General features: G+C 67.9%; 18 protein-coding genes. 13 read left to right on the top strand and 5 right to left on the bottom strand.

Features of this window, described 5'->3' with window-relative positions; all coding sequences use genetic code 11:
* Nucleotides 1-12: 12 nt before the first annotated feature.
* Both ACFXHA_RS39670 and ACFXHA_RS39665 read right to left on the bottom strand, forming a co-directional pair.
* Complete coding sequence (locus ACFXHA_RS39670; RefSeq protein WP_379365578.1) at nucleotides 13-345, bottom strand: cyclic-phosphate processing receiver domain-containing protein; 333 nt, start codon at nucleotides 343-345, stop codon at nucleotides 13-15.
* Entirely contained in the window at nucleotides 342-800 is a 459-nt protein-coding gene (locus tag ACFXHA_RS39665) for a flavodoxin domain-containing protein (RefSeq protein ID WP_379365576.1), read from the bottom strand. The genes ACFXHA_RS39670 and ACFXHA_RS39665 overlap by 4 nt, the downstream gene beginning before the upstream one ends.
* Nucleotides 801-920: 120 nt before the next feature.
* Between ACFXHA_RS39665 and ACFXHA_RS39660 the strand changes: the two genes are divergently transcribed.
* The 8 genes from ACFXHA_RS39660 to ACFXHA_RS39625 all read left to right on the top strand — a co-directional run bounded on the left by ACFXHA_RS39660 (nucleotide 921) and on the right by ACFXHA_RS39625 (nucleotide 7,840).
* Nucleotides 921-1,292: a hypothetical protein gene (locus tag ACFXHA_RS39660; RefSeq protein WP_379365574.1), complete on the top strand. Its 372-nt coding sequence runs from the start codon at nucleotides 921-923 to the stop codon at nucleotides 1,290-1,292.
* A gap of 150 nt (nucleotides 1,293-1,442) precedes the next feature.
* Nucleotides 1,443-1,769, top strand: a complete 327-nt coding sequence (locus ACFXHA_RS39655) for an antibiotic biosynthesis monooxygenase family protein (RefSeq protein ID WP_379365572.1) — start codon at nucleotides 1,443-1,445, stop codon at nucleotides 1,767-1,769.
* 87 nt (nucleotides 1,770-1,856) lie between these two features.
* Entirely contained in the window at nucleotides 1,857-2,672 is an 816-nt protein-coding gene (locus ACFXHA_RS39650; protein ID WP_379365570.1) for an SDR family NAD(P)-dependent oxidoreductase, read from the top strand.
* 15 nt (nucleotides 2,673-2,687) lie between these two features.
* Nucleotides 2,688-3,689: a GAF domain-containing protein gene (locus ACFXHA_RS39645; RefSeq protein WP_379365569.1), complete on the top strand. Its 1,002-nt coding sequence runs from the start codon at nucleotides 2,688-2,690 to the stop codon at nucleotides 3,687-3,689.
* 309 nt (nucleotides 3,690-3,998) lie between these two features.
* The gene (locus ACFXHA_RS39640; RefSeq protein WP_379365567.1) at nucleotides 3,999-4,925 is read left to right on the top strand and encodes a ParB N-terminal domain-containing protein; all 927 of its coding nucleotides are present in this window, start codon (nucleotides 3,999-4,001) and stop codon (nucleotides 4,923-4,925) included.
* Between the two features lie 223 nt (nucleotides 4,926-5,148).
* A complete protein-coding gene (locus ACFXHA_RS39635; protein ID WP_379365566.1) occupies nucleotides 5,149-6,114 on the top strand; it encodes a helix-turn-helix domain-containing protein in 966 nt (321 codons plus the stop codon).
* 67 nt (nucleotides 6,115-6,181) lie between these two features.
* The gene (locus ACFXHA_RS39630; RefSeq protein ID WP_379365564.1) at nucleotides 6,182-6,772 is read left to right on the top strand and encodes a TetR/AcrR family transcriptional regulator; all 591 of its coding nucleotides are present in this window, start codon (nucleotides 6,182-6,184) and stop codon (nucleotides 6,770-6,772) included.
* A 90-nt stretch (nucleotides 6,773-6,862) separates the two neighbouring features.
* On the top strand, nucleotides 6,863-7,840 hold the full coding sequence (locus ACFXHA_RS39625; RefSeq protein ID WP_379365563.1) for a zinc-binding dehydrogenase: 978 nt from the start codon (nucleotides 6,863-6,865) through the stop codon (nucleotides 7,838-7,840).
* Between the two features lie 15 nt (nucleotides 7,841-7,855).
* Here ACFXHA_RS39625 and ACFXHA_RS39620 read toward each other — a convergent pair whose 3' ends face one another.
* The 3 genes from ACFXHA_RS39620 to ACFXHA_RS39610 all read right to left on the bottom strand — a co-directional run bounded on the left by ACFXHA_RS39620 (nucleotide 7,856) and on the right by ACFXHA_RS39610 (nucleotide 11,770).
* Nucleotides 7,856-9,700 carry an AMP-binding protein gene (locus tag ACFXHA_RS39620; RefSeq protein WP_379365561.1) on the bottom strand — a complete coding sequence of 615 codons (1,845 nt, stop codon included), beginning with the start codon at nucleotides 9,698-9,700 and terminating at the stop codon, nucleotides 7,856-7,858.
* Nucleotides 9,701-9,829: 129 nt separating this feature from the next.
* The gene (gene gabT, locus ACFXHA_RS39615; protein ID WP_379365559.1) at nucleotides 9,830-11,170 is read right to left on the bottom strand and encodes a 4-aminobutyrate--2-oxoglutarate transaminase; all 1,341 of its coding nucleotides are present in this window, start codon (nucleotides 11,168-11,170) and stop codon (nucleotides 9,830-9,832) included.
* Between the two features lie 336 nt (nucleotides 11,171-11,506).
* Nucleotides 11,507-11,770, bottom strand: a complete 264-nt coding sequence (locus ACFXHA_RS39610) for a GlsB/YeaQ/YmgE family stress response membrane protein (RefSeq protein WP_379365557.1) — start codon at nucleotides 11,768-11,770, stop codon at nucleotides 11,507-11,509.
* A 219-nt stretch (nucleotides 11,771-11,989) separates the two neighbouring features.
* On the opposite strand from ACFXHA_RS39610, the gene ACFXHA_RS39605 reads away from it, so the two are divergent.
* From ACFXHA_RS39605 to ACFXHA_RS39585, 5 genes are all read left to right on the top strand, one after another.
* Nucleotides 11,990-15,196, top strand: a complete 3,207-nt coding sequence (locus ACFXHA_RS39605; protein WP_379365555.1) for a ferritin-like domain-containing protein — start codon at nucleotides 11,990-11,992, stop codon at nucleotides 15,194-15,196.
* A gap of 245 nt (nucleotides 15,197-15,441) precedes the next feature.
* Nucleotides 15,442-17,862 carry an FAD-dependent oxidoreductase gene (locus ACFXHA_RS39600; protein ID WP_379365553.1) on the top strand — a complete coding sequence of 807 codons (2,421 nt, stop codon included), beginning with the start codon at nucleotides 15,442-15,444 and terminating at the stop codon, nucleotides 17,860-17,862.
* Nucleotides 17,863-17,866: 4 nt separating this feature from the next.
* Entirely contained in the window at nucleotides 17,867-19,006 is a 1,140-nt protein-coding gene (gene solA, locus ACFXHA_RS39595) for an N-methyl-L-tryptophan oxidase (RefSeq protein WP_379365551.1), read from the top strand.
* A complete protein-coding gene (locus ACFXHA_RS39590) occupies nucleotides 18,997-20,133 on the top strand; it encodes an aromatic ring-hydroxylating dioxygenase subunit alpha (protein ID WP_379365667.1) in 1,137 nt (378 codons plus the stop codon). Before solA ends, ACFXHA_RS39590 begins: the two co-directional genes overlap by 10 nt.
* The gene (locus ACFXHA_RS39585; protein ID WP_379365549.1) at nucleotides 20,127-21,644 is read left to right on the top strand and encodes an aldehyde dehydrogenase family protein; all 1,518 of its coding nucleotides are present in this window, start codon (nucleotides 20,127-20,129) and stop codon (nucleotides 21,642-21,644) included. The genes ACFXHA_RS39590 and ACFXHA_RS39585 overlap by 7 nt, the downstream gene beginning before the upstream one ends.
* The last annotated feature ends 35 nt before the right edge of the window (nucleotides 21,645-21,679 follow it).

Raw genomic sequence — 21,679 nt, 5'->3', positions numbered from 1 at the left:
CGCCGCAAGTCCTCAGAGTGGGGCAGCAGCCCGCCGTACGGGGTATCCCCACCGGCTGAGCACTCGGACAACCGTTTCGGCGCCAATGGGATTGGCGCTGTGCACGTAGATGATGCCGATGTCGAAGGGGTGGCCGTCGAATGCCGCCTCTTCGAGCACCGTCACAACGGGCATGATGGTGTCGTCGCCGCCCAGGTCGTGGTCGAGCCAGAGTTCGTCGATGTGGCGGTGGCGATACTCGTCGAGTAGGGCGATGCCCTCTCGGCTGTTGCGGGCGATTCGACTGGTCTGCGGCAGGGCTCGGAGATCATCGATGCCGAGAATGACGGCCGGGCACACGGTCACCTCGCGACTGCCGCGAGTGTGGAGATCGGCAGGGTCTTCACCCATTCGCGGGCCATGTCTTCGGCTCGGGTTGGGGTTGAGGCGTCGTGGCGGGCGTGGTCGCCTATCTGGGTGGCGCCGTGGGTGGTGAGGAGGGTGGCGGCTATTTCGCCGCCTCGGTTGAAGGAGTCGCCGTAGATGGTGTCGCCGAGGCCGAAGAGGGCGAAGTGTAGGCCGGTGAGGTTGGGTGGGGTGGATTGGAGGAGGTTGAAGAAGGGTTCGGCGCCGGTGGGGAGTTCGCCGTCGCCGTAGGTGGAGCAGACGATGATGTGGAAGTCGGCGGGGTCGAGGTCGGCGGGGTCGAAGTCGAACATGTCGTGGACGGATACGTCGTGCGCTGACAGCTCGTCGGCCAGGCACTCGGCAACACCCTCTGACGTGCCCATTTCCGATCCGAACAGAATGACGATCCGCACTACGACTCCTCTCGACTGTAAAGTAAGGCTACCCTAATGCAATAGGTTGGGGGAGTTGCTCACGTGGGGTGAGTAGTTCTGCGGTGTCTGTGGCTGCGGCCGGTCGGCAGCATTCCGCGCATGACCGATTCTCTGGCTGTCGCCACCTGGCCTGCTCCGCAACGGAGCCTTCGCACCTGGGATGTCGTACTCGGATGGGTGCTCTACGCCTTCGCCGTTCCGCTCGGCATGTTCACCGCCTACATCACCGTGTTCTTCGCGTTCGCCGCCGATTCGTGCAGCTCGGGCGTCGACTGCGCCTACGCCTATGTCGACTGGGGGATCTGGTTGTCCTGGGGCGGAACGGCTTTCGCGCTCATCTCAGCGTTGGTGATGCTGCTGATCTCGACCTTCAAGGGTTGGTTGATGTGGTACTGGCCGGTGCTGTCCATGGCGATGATCATCGCCAGTTTCGTAGGAGGCGCGTTTCTGGCCGGGCAGGAAGCCGCATGACGTTGCCCGCCAACGGATTCGGTATAGCCTGGAGAAGTCGAAAGGACCAGGGTCGGCATCGGTAAGCCCGGCCCCCTCCGTGCGAGGCTCCGTATCGCCACCTCGGTGGCGAACCCGCGACAGGTAATCGAATCGATTCGAGGAGTCGCAATGCCTATCATCCGTCTCGACGGCACTGTCACCCAGATCAATGTGTTCACGGTCGAATCCGGTCGTCAGCAGCCGTTGATCGACTATCTGGCCGGTGCCGCTCACGTTGCCGCCGAGGTGCCCGGCTGGCTGTCCGCCAGCCTGCATCGCAGCCTTGATGGCACGCGGGTTGTGAACTACGCGCAGAGTACCGATCTCGATGCCGCCCACCGCGTCATCGAGCACCTGGTGGCGAAGGGAATGATCCAGGGTAACAAGGCATTCGGGCGTGCCGAACCTGGCCTGTACGAGGTGGCCTTCACCCTGGATCGAGAGCTGCTGGGGTGATGGCACGGTGAGAATCGGTGGCGCGAGGCCGATGCCTCGCGTCACCACGGGTCGCGAGAAGTGAAGGCGCGTGGGCAGACTCGTGGAATGAATCATGGGTTTTACGCTGGGCGCGTCGTAGTGGTCACCGGCGCGGGGGCCGGGATCGGGCGGGAGCTCGCGAAGTTGCTGGGGCAGGCCGGGGCGGCGGTGGCGCTGGTCGATGTCGACGGCGAGCGATTGGCGGAGACCGGGAAGATGGTCCGTCAGATCGGCGGGGAGGCGCTCGAGCTGGTTGCGGACGCGGCCGATGTTGTTCGGATGCGGGAGGTTTCGGATGATGTCGCCGGTCGGCTGGGTGGTGCCGATGTGCTGATCAATAATGCGGGAAGGTTGTTCTACGGCGGGGTTACCGAGTCGGAGCCGAGTGACTTCGATGTGGTGATGCGGGCGAATTTCGGTGCGACGGTGGCCACTACGAAGGCATTCCTGCCGCAGGTGGTGAAATCGCCGACCGGGCGAATCGCGAATCTGTCGTCGGCATACGGTCTGATCGGGCTGGGTGGGGCTGCTCCGTACACGGCGGCGAAGTTCGCGGTGCGGGGGTTCAGCGAGTCGTTGCGGTCGGAGTTGCGGGGACAGCCGAATGTGGCTGTCAGTTGCGTATATCCGGGTGGGGTGCGGACCGGGATCGCGTGGTCGGCGTTGGCGGCGGCGGGGGTGGACGCGGAGCGGGCGGCGCGGCGGTTCGACAGCGTGGTGGCGCGGACGGATCCGGGGGCGGCCGCCCGGGTGATTCTGAATGGTGTCGCGCGGGGGCGCAGTCGTGTACTGATTGGACCCGACGCGATTCTGGCCGATATCGCCGCGCGGATCGCGGGCGGCCAGTACGAGAAGCTGATTCGGCTGGTGGTCAGGGGATGAGGAGGGGGCGACGCGATGCCCGGGACGCGATGGCTGTTGATCGAGACCTTCGGTGGTGGTGAGCCGACCGTGATCGGGCTGGGGAGCGCCCCGCGGAAGTTCGTGCCGCTGACGCAGATCTTCAGGCAGCGTGAGACATTGGCGTCCATCCGTGGCGCGGTGGCGCAGACCGCGGAAACACTTGCCCCGGTGGAGATCACCGGTGCGGGCCGCCGAACCCTGACGGTGCCGCAACTGATCACCGCGGACCGCATGCACTCCGTCCTGGTGTGGTCGGGCCCGGACCACGAGGAGGTGCCGCCGCGAGATCCCGTGGGGGCGTGGTACTTCAACCTGTCGATCTCGAAGTCCACCCGCTCGGACGACCTGCTCGATCTCTACGGTGTGGCACCGGAGCATCGGGAGCGTGAGCACGCCATCGCCGGGGTGTTCACCCGCGTCATCACCAACAGCGACGAATCCGACGCACTGGCCAAGGTGGTCCGGTCCGCGCCGGGCACCGAGCATCAGGCGGTGTGGACCGTGCGCCGCGACGACGGTGCGCTACGCGCCGCGCACTTCTCCTGCCGGATGCTCGAAGAGCGCACCGCCGCAGGCCGATCCGAGGTCTATCTGCGCGGGGTCACCCACGATATCGGCGACGCCACGGACGTGCGTGCCGCGCCGCCGCCGGTGATCCTCGAGCATCGGGTGCTCGACGCCGCCGCGGCCGCGGGTGACTTCCGGGCCATCGTCGATCTGCGCACGCTACGGCTGCTGCGCTGGATGGGTCCGGCCATGCCGGGTGTCGCCTGGCAGTCGCTGAGCGGAGAACCGGAGCCGCAGATTCATCCCGACGATATGGGGACCGCGAAGGCCATGAGCCGCGATCTGGCGCACTCCCACACCTCCGGGCAGTTGCGGGTCCGCGCGCTCGACGGCGGCTGGAGGACGGTGCAGGCCAGGGCTGTGCTGATGGCGTTGGACCAGCACACCACGGCCGCCTTGGTCACCGTCCGGGATACGCTGCCGGAGTAGGTCGTTCGACCGCCAGCAAACAGACCGGCGGCAATGTTTGTTGTGTATGTAACAGTGCCGCGGTGGGCGGCGGCCGTCCATGCCAGGTCAGCCCGGTCCGCCCGCAAATATGCAGGCAGGCACGAGATTTGCTCGATTGAGTCGCGCCTGTGTCGCTCATTACACTGCCGCGTACACGCACCCGCGCGAGCGGGAATCTTGTCGGCGCTCCCCGTGACGCCGCCTGGCGCGTCGTTGGTAGGCCCTGCCCGGAAGATCTGTCGCCGCATGCTCCCGGGAGCCGGGGCTGCTCGGCGTTGGGAGGGTAGCGTGCGTGCACCGAAGCAGGCGTGGCGGATTCGCGGGCGCGGCAGTATCCGGCAGTGGATCCTCTCCCGAGTGCTGCGATCGGGCGAGATCGCCACCCGACCCGGCCCGGACGCGAATTCGCCTCTGCTGGAACCCGGTCCGTCGGAGATCGTGCGAATTCCCCTGCACCGCGTGCGGATAGGCGACTCGATCCGGCAATCCGGCGAGAACTCACGTCATGTCACCGCCCTGTCGGAGGTGGCGGCGACGCTGCCGCCGATCATCGTGCATCGATCCCACATGACCGTCATCGATGGCGCGCACCGCGTGCGGGCGGCGCTGTTCAGCGGCGCGCAGTGGATCGACGCGGTCTATTTCGACGGTGACGAGGGGCAAGCACTGTTGCTGGCCATCCGGCTCAACAGCACTCACGGACTGCCCTTCTCCGCCGCCGACCGCAAGGCCGCCGCCGGCCGGGCGCTGTCCTACTTCCCCGACTGGTCCAACCGGCGGCTGGCCGAGGAACTGGGCCTGCCAGAACGCACGATCGCACTCATCCGCAAGCGGACCGCCCACCATTCCCGGGCGAGCACGCGTCCCGCGACCCAGCCGCTCGCGGGCCACTGTCGCGGCGATCGCCTGCGTGACCAGCATCCCGCCGCCCGCGCCGGCTCCGATCCGTCGCGGTTGACCCGTGCGCTGCGTGCCCTGCGCACCGACCCCGCCCTGCACCGCACCGCATCCGGAAGACGACTGCAGCGACTGCTCGACACCATCCCCTCGGACCCGCTCGGCTGGACGGACCTGCTCGACGACCTACCGCCCGAGCATGCCGCGACGATCGCCGAATTGGCCGCCCAGCAGGCCCGGGCCTGGGCGGCCCTGGCCCAGGCCGCCACCCGGCAAACCGTCGAGCACTCGACCACCTCCGAGGATGCCGCCGCGTGAGGCGGGCCCGGGGTTGATAGGTTCCTGGGATGTCCGCTCCCCTCGTATTCGCGCTGATCATGGTGGGTGTGGTGGCCGCCGACGGTGATCGCGGGGACGGTGTTCACGGGGACGGTGGCTGCGTTTCGTAGTGAGGGTTGTGGTTGCCCGGCCGGCGGCGTGCGCGGGCCGGGGCGGAATTCGCATTGTGGTTGGTGGATCGGTTGAGTTCGGAGTGGTTGGGTTGGCGGGCGTTCGGCGCATCGAGATCGGGGCCGGGGCGGGAGAACGGCCGGGGCAGCTGTTCGAACAGTGGGAGGCCGGGCTGAGTGAGGCGTATGTGCCGCTCGCGGTGTCGCCGAGGGGGTCGGAGCAGTTCCGGGGCTGGCTCGTGTGGGGGCAGTATCGCGATGTGGATCTGTCGACGATCGGGTCCAGCGGTCAGCGGGTCGACCGCACCAAGTCGCTGATCGCGCGCACCGACGACGAGATCCTGCTCGCCAGCATTCAGCTCAGCGGCCGGGGGCGGCTGTATCAGGACGACCGGGTGGCGGAGATAGGCGCGGGGGAGATGGTGTTCTACGACAGCACCCGGCCGTATCGCTGGGAATTCGACGACGATTGGGAGATGGCCGTCGTCCAGGCGCCGTTGAGCCGGTTGCGGGAACGGGCGGGCCTCACGTCACGCGAGATACCGGTCGCCTCCGTCATCACGCGCGACAGCCCCGCGGGCATGGTGTCGAGATTCCTGCTGGAATTGGCGGATCTGCAGAACAAGGAACCGGAACAGGCTGCGGCGCTGTCGCTTTCGGCGGTGGACCTGCTGGTCTCGGCGATCGCGCTGACCTCGGGCCGGGCGGTGCCGGGGGAGGTGGCCCCGACGCTGACCGTGCGCCAGGTGGTGGAGTTCCTGCGTCGCCATCACACCGAGGCCGGGCTCACGGTCGACGCTGTCGCGGCGGGTTGCGGGGTGTCGCGGCGGACGCTGTATCGGGTGCTCGAACAGTTCGAGGGTGGGCCGGCGGTGCTGCTGCGGCAGATCCGGCTCGAGCACGCGCGCCGATTGCTCACCGCGCGACCGGATCTGCCGGTGTCCGCGGTCGCCCGCGCCGCCGGATTCAGTACCGAACGACAGTTCTTCCGCGCTTTCCGGGGCGAGTCGGGCATGACCCCGGCCGCCTATCGGGCGACCGGGGGCGAGCGCGCCTGAGGTGGCGTCACACTTCCGTCAGCATTCGGGACTGTTTCTTGAAGAGTCATTCAAGTATGTTGGTCGCATGGCCCGCACCCGCGAATTCGAACCCGACGATGTCGTGGAGGCCGCCATGCGCCGGTTCTGGGAGCGCGGCTATCGCGCGACCTCGGTGGAGGAGCTGGTCAAGGCGACCGGGGTGAAACCCGGCAGCCTCTACAGTGCCTTTCCCGGCGGGAAGCACGCCTTGTTTCTGGCGTCGCTGCAACGGTATTCAGACCTCATCGTGCCGAGCAAGCTCGGCGAGCTCGATGATCCGAATGCCTCGGTGGCGCAGGTGCGCGGCTATTTCGACGGCCTGGTGGCCGATCTGCTCTCGCCCGAGGGCCGGATGGGCTGCCTGCTGGTGAACACCGCCATCGAGAACGCCGCCACCGATGACGCGGCCGCCGCCGTGGTGCGCGGACATCTGCAGCGGCTGGAGGATCGCATGCGTGACGCATTGCGGAACGCACTGCGGCGCAAGGAAATCCGCTCGGGTACCGATCCGGAGGCGGTGGCGAAGGGGCTGGTGGCCACTTCCCAGGGGCTGATGGTGGTCGGCAAGGCGAATCCGGATGAAGCGGTGTTGCGTGCGATCGTCGACACCGCGTTCGCCGGGCTGACGCCTCCCTGACGCAACGAAAACCGTTGCCGGGCCGTCCGATACGGGCGGCCCAACTTTCTCATCAATATTTGAACACTCACTCAAGAATGCGAGTCCGTCATGAAGGCCATCATCATCTCCCGCTACGGTGCACCCGAGGTGCTCACCATTACCGAACTCCCCGACCCGATCCCGGCCGAGGGTGAAATCCTGGTCGAGGTCAAGGCTTTCGGGCTCAACCACGCCGAGACCTACATGCGATCCGGCCAGTGGGGCGACGTGGCCCAGGTGACCGGCATCGAGGCCGCAGGCATCGTGGCCGCGGACCCCTCGGGTCGGCTCGCCCCGGGCACCCCGGTGGTGGCCATCATGGGCGGGATGGGCCGCACCCGAAACGGTGCCTATGCCGAACTGGTCACCATCCCCGCGAGCAATGTGGTGCCGGTCGAAACCGGTTCGGCCTGGGCCGATCTCGCGGCCGTCCCCGAGGTCTACGCCACCGCCTGGACCACACTGCACGACAATCTCGCCGTCACGTCCGGCGCAACGGTCCTGGTGCGTGGGGCCACCTCCGCGCTCGGCCAGGCCGCCGTGAACATCGCCGCCGACCTCGGGGCCACGGTCATCGCCACCACCCGCTCGCAGGCAAACGCCGCGTTGCTCGAAAAGATCGGGGCCACCACGGTTCTCATCGATGACGGCAATATCGCCGACCAGGTTCGCGACCGCGACCTCGCCGTAGACGCCCTACTGGACCTGATCGGCAACTCCGCCCTGCGCGATTCCGTCGCGGCCGTGCGTCCACGCGGCCGCGTCTGTCAGGCCGGATTCCTCGGCGGCCTGGCGCCGCTCGCCGATTTCAACCCGATCACCGACCTGCCCAGCGGAGTCCAACTGTCCTTCTTCGGCAGCTTCGTCCTCGGCACCCCGGAGTTCCCGCTCTCCGACGTCCCGCTGGCGGAGCTCGTCGCCAAGGCCGCGGCGGGCGTCTATCACGCGAAACCGGTGCGCACCTTCGCCTTCGACGAGATCGTGCACGCCCACGAGGTGATGGAGTCGGGCACCGCGGGCGGCAAGATGACCGTCAGCCTCGGCTGATCACCGGGCGGCTGATCAGCGGCGGACCGTGCGGGCGAGGGTGCCGTCCAGATAGGCCGCGCGGCAGGCCCGCCGCGCGATCTTGCCGCTGGAAGTGCGCGGGATGGTGCCGGCCGGGACCAGCAGCAGATCCCGAATCGACACACCGTGGCGCACCGACAGGGCGGCCCGCACCCGGGCGGTGACCAGATCCGGGTCGAGCGTGCCGATGCCCGCCGCCCGTTCGGCCACCAGGATCAGCTGATTCGAACTGTCATCCGGTGCGGTGGGCGGGCGCTGGGCCAGCGCGTGTTCGGGCAGGCGGTTGGCGGGCACCGCGAAGGCCGCCACGAATCCGGGTCGCAGCGCGGTGCTGGCGTCCTGGGCGGAGTATTCGAGATCCTGCGGATAGTGATTGCGGCCGCCGACGATCACCAGATCCTTGACCCGGCCGGTCACATACAGCTGACCACCCAGATACGCGCCGAAGTCGCCGGTGCGCAGCCAGCGGGCCTCGGCGGGCGCGCCGTCGGCGTGACTCTGCTCGGACAGCTTGCGCCGCAGTCGATTCCGGAACGTCTGCTCGGTCTCGTCGGGCCGGTTCCAATATCCGGTGCCGAGATTGTCGCCGTGCAGCCAGATTTCGCCGACCGCGCCGTCGGGCCGCTCCCGGCCGGTATCCGGGTCGGCGATCACCGCCCACTGCGCTCGCGCGGGCAGCCCGCAACTGACCTGTGCCACCGCCTCTTCCCGGTCGGCGGCGACGCGGGTCATGCGGCCCTCGCCCAGCCGGTCACGATCCACGTGCACGACCCGCGCGGGCGCCGCGGCCGGGGTGGCCGAGACGAACACGGTGGCCTCGGCCATGCCGTAGCAGGGCTTCACGGCATGTTCCGGCAGCCCGTAGGGCGCGAACGCTTCGGTGAAGGCCCGCATGGCCGAAACCGTCACGGGCTCACTGCCATTGATCAGGCCGATCACCTTCGAGAGATCCAGCTGCGTGCCCGCCGCGGGCCGGCCCCGGGTGGCCGCGTACTCGTAGGCGAAATTGGGTGCGGCGGAGAAGACGCCGCCGCCGTCCGCGCCCAGCTCCTTGATCCACCGGTACGGCCGCCGGATGAACGCGCTCGGTGACAGCAGGGTCAGGTGCCGTCCGCACACCAGCGGCAGGATCACGCACAGCAATCCCATGTCATGGAACAGCGGCAGCCAGCTCACCCCGCGCGAATCCGCGTCCAGCCCCAGCGCGTCGCACAGCTGCAACAGGTTGGTGGCGACCGCGCGATGGGTGATCTCCACGCCCGCGGGCGTTCGCGTCGAACCGGACGTGTATTGCAGGTAGGCAATGGAATCGGCGGTGCTGCCGGGGCGTTTCCAGCTCGCCTCGAGCGCGTCGGGGACGGCGTCGACGGCGATGAGGCGCGGCCCGGCCGTGCCGGGGCGGCGGCCGAAGTACTCGCGCACCCCGGCCGCTGCCGAGACGGTGGTGAGAATGACCGCGGGATCGCTGTCGCCGAGCACCGCGTGCAGGCGATCGGTGTGCCCGGGTTCGTCGGGTGTGAACAGTGGCACCGCGATCGCGCCCGCCGCGATGGCCGCGAAAAACGCGACCACATAATCCAATCCGTGCGGGCACAGCACCGCCACCCGGTCGCCGGGCGCGCTCACCCGCTGGATGCGTGCCGCCACCGCGTACACCCGCAACTGGAATTGTGACCAGGTGAGCTCGCGGTATTCCCCCTCGAGCTCGCGGGAATAGTCGACATAGCGATACGCGATGGCGTCCCCGTGCGCCGAGGCCCGTTCGTCGAGGAGATCGGTGAGCGTGGTGCCCGGCGGAATCTCGATCTCGGACGGATCGGCGAACGGGGTTTCGACCATATTCCTGCTCCTGAGTGAATTCGGGTGTGTAGTAGCAGCTTTCACGCCCGATTCCCGGCAGGCAAAGTGTTCCGTAATACGGCCGAGCAGTGTGTGATTCGGATAATCCCTATTTCGGGTCGAATGTCCCTATACCGCGGTCAGCTCCCGGACCACCGTGGCCAGCACTTCGATGCCTTCGGCGAGCAACTCGTCGCCGATCACCAGCGGTGGCAACAGCCGAATCACATTTCCGAAGGTGCCGCAGGTGAGCAGCACCACCCCGCGTGAGAGAGATTCGGCGGCAACGGCTTTGGTGAGGACCGGATCGGGGGTACTGCCGCCCGGCCGGACGAATTCGAGGGCCAGCATGGCTCCCCGCCCGCGCACGTCACCGATAACGCCGGTGGCATCGGCCAATTCGCGCAATGCCGGCCGCACGGCCGCCTCGATGGCCCGCGCCCGTGCCGGGAGGTCGAGTGCCCGCATCACCTCGAGGCTGGCCAGCGCGGCCGCGCACGCCACCGGATTGCCGCCGTAGGTTCCGCCCAGCCCGCCCGCGTGCACCCGGTCCAGCAGGTCGGCGCGCCCGGTGACGGCCGAGAGCGGCATGCCGCCCGCGATGCCCTTGGCCATGGTGACCAGGTCGGGCACGATGCCCTCGTGCTCGCACGCGAACCAGGCTCCGGTACGGGCGAATCCGGTCTGCACCTCGTCGGCGATGAACACCACCCCGTGTGCGCGTGCCCATTCCGCGAGCGTGGCGAGGAATCCCGGTGCGGGCACGATGAATCCGCCCTCGCCCTGGATCGGCTCGATCAGCAGAGCGGCCAGCGAATCGGCCCCGATCTGCACCTCGAGTTGCGAAATCGCCCGCTGCGCAGCCTGTTCCCCGGTCAGGCCGTCGCGGAACGGGTAGGACATGGGCAGCCGGTAGATCTCCGGCGCGAACGGCCCGAAGTTCGCCTTGTACGGCATGGCTTTCGCGGTGAGCGCCATGGTCAGATTGGTGCGGCCGTGATAGGCGTGGTCGAAGGCCGCCACCGCGCTGCGGCCGGTGGCCAGCCGTGCCACCTTGACCGCGTTCTCCACCGCCTCCGCGCCCGAGTTGAACAGCACCGTCCGCTTGTCGAAGTCGCCGGGGGTGAGCGCGGCCAGTTCCTCGGCCACCCGGATGTAGCCCTCGTACGGGGTGACCATGAAGCAGGTGTGGGTGAAGCGCGCGGCCTGCTCGGCCACGGCCTCGGCGACCGTCGGATCCGAGGCGCCGACCGAGGTGACCGCGATGCCGGACCCCAGATCGATCAGCGAGTTCCCGTCCACATCCACGATGACCCCGCCGTCGGCATCCGCCGCGTACACCGGCACCGAAGACCCCACCCCCGCCGCGACGGCCGCCTTCCGCCGGGCGGTCAGGGCCTGTGAGCGTGGCCCCGGCAGTTCGGTGACGAGGTTGCGCAGCTGCGGCAGGCGCGAGTCGATCGAGGTCATACGGAGTCTCCCGGTCGAGGGTCGATGGGCACACCGGTCCCCAGTCTGCGCCATGAATGTCCGGATCATCCGCACCGCCCCGGCCGGGCATCGAACCCGTCGGCGTTGATTGATCTTCGTCGGGGCGACTGATATGTTCTACGTATCTACTTAGTAGATACGTAGAACTCGGGCCGTAGACCACCTACGGCTGAGGGCGCCGTGGGACCGGCGTCGTGGCGGCGGGATTGTGCGGACCCTCATCGCGCGCAAGAACGCCGACACACCAAAGGGGCGGAGCCGCAGGTCAGCGGCCCCGCCCCGTTGTGGTTGGGTGAGGTGGTGGGAGGCGGCGGATCAGACCCGGGCGCGGATCCACTTGTAGAGGGCCAACAGCACGATCGCGCCGATGATGGCGCCGATGAAGGCGTGTTTGACCGGGGGATGAACGTCGAAGTGGTGCGGGGAGAAGACCAGACTGCCCAGGGTGCCGCCGACGTAGCCGCCGACGATGCCGAGGACCGCAGTCCAGATGATGCCGAAATTCTCCTTGCCGGGGACCACGAGGCGGGCGATCGCGCCCGCGATCAGTCCGATGATGATCATCGTAATGATGCCCATGGCATGCTCCTTGCCTTTGCGGTTACCGCATTCTCGAAGGTAGCAGGGCCGAACCCGCGGATGAGCGTGTCGCAATACATCAGCGTGCCCGGTCTGGTTCCCCGGTACCGGTAGGGAGATTGACACTTTCTCGGGCAGCGAAACATTCGGCGACGCCCGGATTCCGGGACGATGATGGAAGCCGGACGACTTCGTGCTGATTCCGAAAGGCATACGCGCATGAGCGAATATGCGCCCGAAATCCCTCCTCAGACGGGTCAGGGCGCACTGGCCCGGACCCTCGCCGCCCGCGGCGGGCTCGCGGCCCCGGAAGCGCCGTTCGTCATCGAACACCGCGAGGCCCTCATCTACATGCTCTGCCAGGCCGCCGAACTCGAACACGGCATCATGTGCCAGTACCTGTTCGCGGCCTTCTCGCTCAAGACCTCCACCGCGGAGGGGTTGAGCGCCGACGAGCTCGAGAAGGTGACGCGCTGGCGAAAGCTGGTGTCGCACGTGGCAACCCAGGAGATGCTGCACCTGTCGCTGGTGCACAATCTGCTCTCCGCCATCGGGGCCGCCCCGCACATGGCCCGGCCCAATCTGCCGCTGCCGGCCGCGCACTATCCGGCGGGCGTGCAGCTGGCGCTGCTGCCGTTCGGGGAACCGGCGTTGCGGCACTTCATGTTCCTGGAACGCCCGGAGGGCATGGAGCTCGACGATGCCGAGGGCATCGAGGCCGTGGGCCGCGCCGCCGCGCATATGCAGCAGGGCGAAATCGTGCCCAGGCTGCAGGATTTCGCGACCGTCGGGCACCTGTACCGTTCCATCGAACACGGCATCGGGCATCTGGCCGAGAAGTACGGTGAGCGCTGGCTTTTCGTGGGGCCACGCCGGGCCCAGGCGACCAGCAAGCACTTCCAGTGGCCGGAATTGGTGGCGGTGACCGATGTGGCCTCGGCGAAACGGGCCATCGACACCATTCTCGAACAGGGCGAGGGCGCGCGCGGCGACTGGCGTGACGCCCACTTCGGGCAGTTCGTCAAGATCCTCGACGAGCTGCGGCAATGCATGAGCGACAACCCCGGCTTCCAGCCGACCCGACCGGTCCTGGCCGCCAATGTCCGTGCGCCCGAACGGGATTTCGAGGTCCCGCTGATCAGCGACCCGGACACCGCGCGCGTCACCGACCTGTTCAATGTCGGCTACGAGATCCTGCTGCAGATCTTCGAACGCTTCTTCGCTCACACCGAGGAGTCCGACGCGCAACTGCAGACCCTGGCCGATGCCACGGTCTCGCTCATGTTCGGGGTCATCCGCCCGCTGGGCGAACTCATCACCACCCTCCCTGCCGGGCCCGATCATCCCGGTAAGACGGTGGGCCCCAGCTTCGAATTGTTCTACGAGACCGACTATTTGATGCCGCACCGCGAGGCCGCGTGGACGCTGCTGACCGAACGCCTCGGGGAGGCGGTGGCGTTGAGCGACGCCATCCGGGGCGATCTGCCCGCGGCGGTGGGGGAGCAGCTGGCCCCGGTCAGCAAGGCGTTCGGCGATATTCAGGCCACCCTGGCCGCGCACTTCCCGAGCTGGAAAGCGCACGCCCGGCCCGAGATCCTGGGCACCGATCCGGCGGTCGCCGCCGCTGCTCGGCAGCGGGCCGATGAATTCGCCGGGCGCACAGGCGGAATCGAGGGCGGTGGCGCGCTCGCCGAGTTGTTCGACGACGTATTCGCGCTCACCCGGCAGCGGATCCCCGCAAATGTCCTCGCGCGGCTGTCCGACAGTGTGCTCCGGCCGTTGTCGGAAGCGCTGCTCCGGCAGGGACTCGGTGCTGCGGGTGCGACGGGTTGGCCTGCGGCGCGCATGCCCGATGGCCGAGCCGCCGAACCGTCCGTCTCGTCCCTGCCCGGGGCGGAGGCGGGCCGCACCGGCACATCCGGCGAGCAACCCAGCCCCGCGGAGCGGCTCCGGACGCTCGCCCTCACCGCCACCCGCCTGAGGGGCCGACTCGATTCGCCGGAACTCGTGGAGGCGACCGCCGCGCTGCAGGATCTGGCCTGCGCGGTGCGCACCGTCGGTGACAGAAGCGGGCTGCGTGCGGAATTCGCGCGCCTGCAGACCGGGATGGTCGCGTCGATCTGTCCGGCGAAGAATGGACCGTACCTGGGGACGAATGTGGCGATCGTCGACCACCTCGGACTGCCGTTGGAGGTCGGACCCACGGTCGCGCTGTGCCGATGCGGTGCGTCGGCACTCACACCGCTCTGCGACGGCAGCCACGCCCGTATCGGGTTCAATGATGCCAAAGACCCGGCCCGAGTGCCGGATCACCGTGACGACTATGCGGGCGAACAGGTCACGGTGTTCGACAATCGCGGGATCTGCCAGCACTCAGGGCTCTGCACCGACCGGCTTGCTGCCGTATTCCGGACTGGCACAGAGCCTTTCGTCGCGCCCAATGGCGGCCGGATGGACGAGATCGTCCGGGCCGTGCGTGCCTGCCCCTCGGGTGCGCTGGGTATGGCCTTCGACGGCATCGAGGCCCGCGACCTCACCGACTGGGGCGGAACCCGTGCCCCGGAAGTCGAGGTGACCAAGGACGGGCCGTACCGCATTCGCGGCTCGATCGCCTTGACCGGACCCGACGGCGGCGGCATCGAGCGGGCCCAGGGTGCCTCCGTCGAGCATTACGCGCTGTGCCGTTGCGGGCAATCCCGCAACAAGCCGTTCTGCAGCGGAATGCACTGGTACGTCGGCTTCCAGGACCCGGTCCTCGCGCCGGGACAGGAGCCGACACTGTTCGAATGGGCGGGCGGATACCCCGCGCTGCGGCGGATGACCGCGCTGCTCTACGAGAAGCTGATTCCCGACGATCCGCTGCTGGCGGCGACCTTCGGTGACGCCGACGCGGATCGCGCACGGCGCGAAGCGGATTGGATGGCGGCGGCCTTCGGCGCACCCGATGCCACCGGGGATGCACCGCAGCGGCCCGCCCTCACCGCCGCACAGCAGGAGCGCTGGGCGCAGCTGTGCCTGCGGGCGGCACGCGAGAGCGGACTGCCGCAGGAGGCCGAATTCCGTTCCGCCTTCGCCGCTTTCGTGGAATGGGCATCGACCGCCGAAGGTGGGGCGCCGGAATGGGATTGGGGTCCACTCGGACCGCCCGCCGCGACCGCACAGCCCGCCGCCGAAGCGTCGGAACCGGAATTGCCCGGCCCCGAGGAGGCCGTCGGTTTCGGAGCACACATCAAACCCCTGTTCCGCGAGCAGGATCAGCGGTCGATGAGCTTCGTGTTCGACCTGTGGTCCCTCGACGACGTCAGCAAACATGCCGCGGAGATTCTCGACCGCCTGGCCGCGGGGACCATGCCCTGCGACGGTGCGTGGCCGGCCGAGCGGGTGGAGGTTTTCCGGCGCTGGACGGAGTCCGGTATGCGCCCCTGACGGCCGATCGATGAGAGGCCCGGCAGCGAAAGATTCGCTGCCGGGCCTCTTGCGTGCGGGGTTCGGGAGGCTGGCTGCGGGGTTCGGAATGGTAACCGAAAACTCCCGGTCACACGCCGAAATGCCAGGGAAACAAACGGAATACGAATAATTCCATTCCGGTTGACAGCCGTGCGTACCGGGCGGAGCATAGTTGCGTATTACGGCACATGGTGCGCAATACGCAACACTCTGGAGGCTCGGTCATGCAGCCGCGAGTCGTCATCATCGGTGCGGGAATCGTGGGCACCGCCCTGGCGGAAGAGATCACCCGGCTCGGCTGGACCGAGGTCACCGTCCTGGATCGGGGCCCGCTGTTCCGGACCGGCGGATCCACTTCGCACGCACCGGGTCTGGTGTTCCAGACCAATTCGTCGAAGACCATGACGGAGCTGGCCCGCTACACCGTCGAGAAGTTCGGCGCGCTGGACGCTTTCGACGCCCTCGGCGGTCTGGAGGTGGCCACCACCCCGGCGCGCTGGACCGAACTGCACCGCCGCCACGGCTGGGCCCGCGCCTGGGGCATCGAGTCGCGGCTGCTGGACGCCGGCGAATGCGCGGCACTGCACCCGCTGCTCGACCCGGACCGGATCCTCGGCGGATTCCATACGCCCACAGACGGTTTGGCGAACGCGGTCCGCGCCGCCGAACGGCAGGCCGACGCGGCTGCCGATCGTGGGGCGCGCTTCATCGGCTATTGCGAAGTGGTCGAGGTGCTTTCGGCGCACGGCCGGGTCACCGGTGTGCGCACCCGTGACGGTCAGGAGATCCCGGCCGACATCGTGGTGAGCGCGGCCGGATTCTGGGGTGCGGAATTGGGTAAGCAGGTCGGTCTCACCGTGCCGCTGGTGCCCATGGCACACCAGTTCGCCAAGACCGGGCCGGTGCCCGCGCTGGACCCGCACACGTTGCTGCCGATCCTGCGGCATCAGGACGCCGACCTGTATTACCGCACCTATGGCGACCGCATCGGCATCGGCTACTACGGGCACACACCGCGACCGGTCGATATGGACACCCTGCTGCGCGACACCGCGGGTCAGCCGATGCCGTCCATGCTGCCGTTCACACCGGCGGAGTTCGATCCGGCCTGGGCGCACAGCGTCGATCTGCTGCCCGCGTTGCGGGAAACCGCCGTGGACGAGGCGTTCGACGGCATCTTCTCCTTCACCCCCGACGGCTACCCGATCCTCGGCGAGCACCGCGAGCTGGCCGGATTCTGGGTGGCCGAGGCGGTCTGGGTGACGCATTCGGCCGGAGTGGCGCGGGCGGTCGCGCACTGGATCGTGGACGGCAGCACCGATATCGACCTGCACGAGGCCGACCTGTATCGATTCGAGGCGGCGGCGCTGAGTCCGGAGTTCATCCGGCAGACCAGCGTGCAGGCCTTCGTCGAGGTGTACGACATCCTGCATCCGCACCAATACCGCAGCGCGCCGAGGGAAGTGCGTACCAGCCCGTTCCATGCCCGGCAGCGGGAGCTGGGCGCGTTCTTCTTCGAGGGCGCGCTGTGGGAACGTCCGGCCTGGTTCGATGCCAATGCCGCGTTGCTGGACGAGGTGGCCGCCGACGGGGTGGCCGTCCCGGTACGCGACGAGTGGGCGGCTCGCTTCTACTCGCCCATCTCGATCGCCGAAGCGGTCTGGACGCGAACGCATGTCGCTCTCTACGACATGACGCCGCTGACCCGCTACGAGATCTCCGGCGCGGGCGCGACCGCGTTCCTGCAGGAATTGACCACCAATGATGTCGGAAAGAAGCCCGGCGCGGTCACCTACACGCTGCTGTTGGACGCGAACGGGGGAGTGCGCAGTGATCTGACCGTCGCGCGCCTGGAAGAGAACCTCTTCCAAGTAGGTGTGAACGGCCCGCTCGACTTCGACTGGTTCGCCCGCCACCTGCCCGGCGACGGCAGTGTCACACTGCGCGACATCACCGGCGGCACCTGCTGTGTCGGCGTATGGGGTCCGAGCGCCAGGGATCTGGTGCAACCGCTGTGCCCGGATGATCTGTCACACAAGGGTTTCGGGTACTTCAAGGCCAAACAGACGTTCCTGGGCTCGATCCCGGTCACCATGCTGCGCGTCTCCTATGTCGGTGAACTCGGCTGGGAGATCTACACCGGTGCCGAATGCGGTGCGGCACTGTGGGATCTACTGTGGGAGTCCGGTCGCGCGCACCGGGCCATCGCGGCCGGACGGATCGCGTTCAACAGCCTGCGCCTGGAAAAGGGCTACCGGTCCTGGGGCACCGATATGACCACCGAGCACACCCCCGACGCGGCCGGTCTCGGGTTCGCGGTCCGCATGAACAAATCCGACTTCCTCGGGAAGAAGGCGCTGGAGGCCGCACCGCCGCCGGACCGTCTACTGCGCACCCTGGTCCTCGACGACCCGGCGGCGGTCGTGCTGGGCAAGGAACCCGTGTCCGTCGACGGCAGTGTCGCCGGATACATCACCAGCGCCGGCTATTCGTCCACCGTCGGCCGCACCCTCGCCTACGCCTGGCTCCCGGCAGCGGTCGCACCGGGCGACGCGGTCGAAATCGACTATCTGACCGAGAGATTCACCGCACGGGTGCACACCGATCCGGTGGTCGACCCCGAGCTCGCGCGGATTCGGAGGTAACCGCATGACCGAAACCTACGACGTCATCGTCATCGGCCTGGGCGGCATGGGCAGTGCCGCCGCCTACCACCTGGCACGGCGCGGGCAGCGCGTACTCGGCCTGGAACGCTTCACCCCCGCGCACGATCGCGGCTCCAGCCACGGTGGGTCGCGGATCATCCGGCAGTCCTATTTCGAGGATCCCGCCTACGTGCCGCTGCTGTTGCGTGCCTACGAACTGTGGGAACAGCTGGCCCGCGACTCGGCGGCCGAGGTGTACCGGCTCACCGGGGGCCTCTACGTCGGGCCGGCCGAGAGCCTGACCGTGGCCGGGAGCATACGCGCCAGCCGGGCCTGGTCGCTGCCGCACGATCTCCTGGACGCCGGCGAAATCCGTTCCCGCTTCCCGAATTTCGCGCCCGAACCGCATTTCATCGGCCTCTACGAGGAGCTGGCCGGATTCGCCCGGCCCGAACGCACGGTCGCGGCGCACCTGGATTTGGCCGCCGCGCACGGTGCGACCCTCCGCTACGGCGAGGTGGTCGAATCGTGGCGGGACACGGGGTCCGGTGTCAGCGTCACCACCGGCTCGGGTGTGTTCAGCGCCGGACAGTTGGTGATCTGCCCCGGAGCCTGGGCACCGGAACTGCTCGCCGACCTCGGCATCGGGATCGAGATCGAACGTCAGGTGATGTACTGGTTCGACCCGGTCGTCGGCTCCCGCAAGTTCGAGGGCGACCCCATCTACATCGCCGAGAATGACGATGGCGCACAGATATACGGCTTCCCCGCCATCGACGGTCCCGACGGCGGCGTGAAGACCGCGTTCTTCCGCAAGGGCATCCCCTGTACCCCGGACACCATCGATCGGACGGTGCATCCGGAGGAGATCACCGAAATGCGCACGCGGGTCCGCGAACTGCTGCCCGCACTGGTCGGCCGCTCCCTGCACGCGGCCACCTGCATGTACTCCAATACCGCCGACCAGCATTTCGTGGTCGCCCGCCATCCCGCGCACGCCGCGGTCACCGTGGCCTGCGGATTTTCCGGACACGGCTTCAAATTCGTGCCGGTCGTGGGCGAGATCCTCGCCGACCTGGCCATGACCGGTAGCACGCGACACCCCATCGACCTGTTCGCCCCGCAAAGGCTGGTATCCCTGTGAGTTCGGCACTGATCCCCACCCTCGGCGGCGAGTACTACTGCGACCCCGCGGTTTTCGCCAAGGAACAGGAGCGCATCTTCGAACGGATGTGGTTCTGCGCGGCCAGATCCGCCGATCTCACCGAACCGGGGGCCTTCCGGCGGGTCGAGGTCGGACGCGAGAGCGTGCTCATCGTGCGCGGCCACGACGGCGAACTGCGCGCCTTCCTGAACGTGTGCCGCCACCGTGGCGCACTGATCTGCACCGAGAGCGAGGGGCAGGTGCGGCGCACGCTGCGCTGCCCGTATCACGCCTGGTCCTACGCGCTCGACGGCAAGCTGGTCGCGGCACCGAATATCTCGACGCTGCAGGATGATTCGGGTGCACCCATCGACCGGGTCGCCTACGGCCTCATCCCGGTCGCGCTGCGCGAATGGCTCGGTTACGCGTGGGTGTGCCTGGCCGACGAACCACCCTCCTTCGAGACCGACGTCATCGGCGCGGTCACCGGCCGCCTGGGTGATCCGGCCGCCATCGACGGCTACGGCATGGAACGGCTGGCGCTGGGCAAGCGGGTGGTCTACGACGTGGCCGCCAACTGGAAACTGATCGTCGAGAACTTCATGGAGTGCTACCACTGCGCGGCCATCCACCCCGAACTGGTCGAAGTGCTGCCGGAATTCGCGAAAGGCTATGCGGCGCAATACTACGTCGGGCACGGGGCGGAATTCGGCGAGCGCATCGACGGCTTCACCGTGGACGGTCGTGCCGGATTCGAGGCGCTGCCCGGTCTCGCCCCCGAACAGGATCGCAAGTACTTCGCCATCACCATCCGGCCGACGGTCTTCGTGAATCTCGTGCCCGATCACGTCATCTTCCACCGCATGTACCCGCTGGCCCACGATCGCACCGTCGTCGAATGCGATTGGCTCTACGCACCCGATGTGCTGCGATCCGGCGGCGTGCTCGACCATTCCGTGGAACTGTTCCATCGGGTGAACGAACAGGATTTCGCGGCCTGCGAACGTACCCAGCCCGCCATGTCGTCGCGGGCCTACCGCAACGGCGGGGTACTGGTTCCGGCCGAACATCATATCGCCGAATTCCATGCCTGGGCTCGGGGGCGGATCGAGGATCCGGAATGCTGAACGATCCCATATTGCTGAACGGCGACGAACTCTGTTGCGCTCCTTGCCTGTACATCGATGGGAAGTGGACGAACGCACTGGGTGGTGGCACCCGTGACATCGTGAATCCCGCCGACGGGAGCGTCATCGCCACCGTGGACGAGGCCGATCGAGCGGACGCGGTGGCGGCGGTCGCGGCGGCCCGCGCCGCCTTCGACACCGGCGGCTGGCCCGCGACACCCGTGTCCGAGCGCATCGGATACCTGCTGCGGATCGCGGACCTGCTGGCCGCCGAGCGCGATCACCTGGCCCGCATCGAGACCCTCGACACCGGAAAGACGTTGCGCGAGAGCTATATCGACATCGACGACGTGATCGCGGTCTTCCGCTACTACGCCGCGCTCGCCGCAACCGGCGCGGACCGGCTCGTCGATACCGGTGACCCGGTCGTCATCAGCCGCGTCGTGCGTGAGCCCGTCGGTGTCTGCGCGCTCATCGCGCCATGGAACTATCCGCTGCTGCAGATGTCGTGGAAGATCGCGCCGGCGCTGGCAGCCGGGTGCACGATGGTGGCCAAACCCAGCGAGGTCACGCCGCTGAGCACCATCGCGCTGGTCCGGCTCATCGATCGGGCCGGGGTGCCACCGGGGGTAGTGAATCTGATCCAAAGTAGCGGTGCCACAGTTGGTTCCGCGCTGACCGATACGCCGGACGTGGATCTCATCTCGTTCACCGGTGGCGCGGCGACGGGTGCGGCCATCGCGGGGAATGCCGCCCGGCACATCACCCGGGTCGCTCTCGAACTCGGCGGTAAGAACCCGCACATCGTGTTCCCGGACGCCGATTTCGTCAGCGCGGTGGACGCCGTGCTGACCGGCGTCTTCCTGCACTCGGGTCAAGTGTGTTCGGCCGGAACACGATTGATCATCCACGAGTCCATCGCCGACGAGTTCGTGACGGCCCTGGTCGCCCGTGCGGAACGGATCCGGATCGGGCCGGGGATGGATCCCGCCAGCGAGACCGGGCCGCTGGTCTCCGAGGCGCACCGGGCGAAGGTGGAAGCCTATGTGGCACTCGGTCTCTCGGGTGGTGCGCGGCTCGTCACCGGTGGCAAGCGACCCGATGATCCCGCGCTGCAAGCCGGAAGCTTCTATCCGCCCACCATTTTCGACCACTGCGATCGCGGCATGCGCATCGTCCAGGAGGAGACCTTCGGCCCCATCCTGACCGTCGAACGCTTCAGCACCGACGAGCAGGCCCTCGCCCTCGGCAATGACACCTCCTACGGGCTGGCCGCGGGCGTCCGCACCGCTGATGCGGCCCGCGGCGAACGCTTCACCCGCGCCCTGCGCCACGGCACGGTGTGGCTCAACGACTTCGGCTACTACGCCCCGGCAGCCGAATGGGGCGGCTTCGGCCGTTCCGGGATCGGGCGCGAGCTCGGACCGAGCGGCCTGGCGGAATACCAGGAGACGAAACACATCTGGCACAACACCGCGCCCGCGGTGGGCGGCTGGTTCACCGACAACTGAATATGGTTCTGCGCGTTTAATTTCGAAAGTTGGTC

Origin of the sequence: Nocardia sp. NPDC059240, from assembly GCF_042753865.1 — a bacterium.
Taxonomy (GTDB): Bacteria; Actinomycetota; Actinomycetes; order Mycobacteriales; family Mycobacteriaceae; genus Nocardia.
Note: the sequence above shows the minus strand (reverse complement) of the source record. Positions and strands in the feature narration are given on the sequence as shown.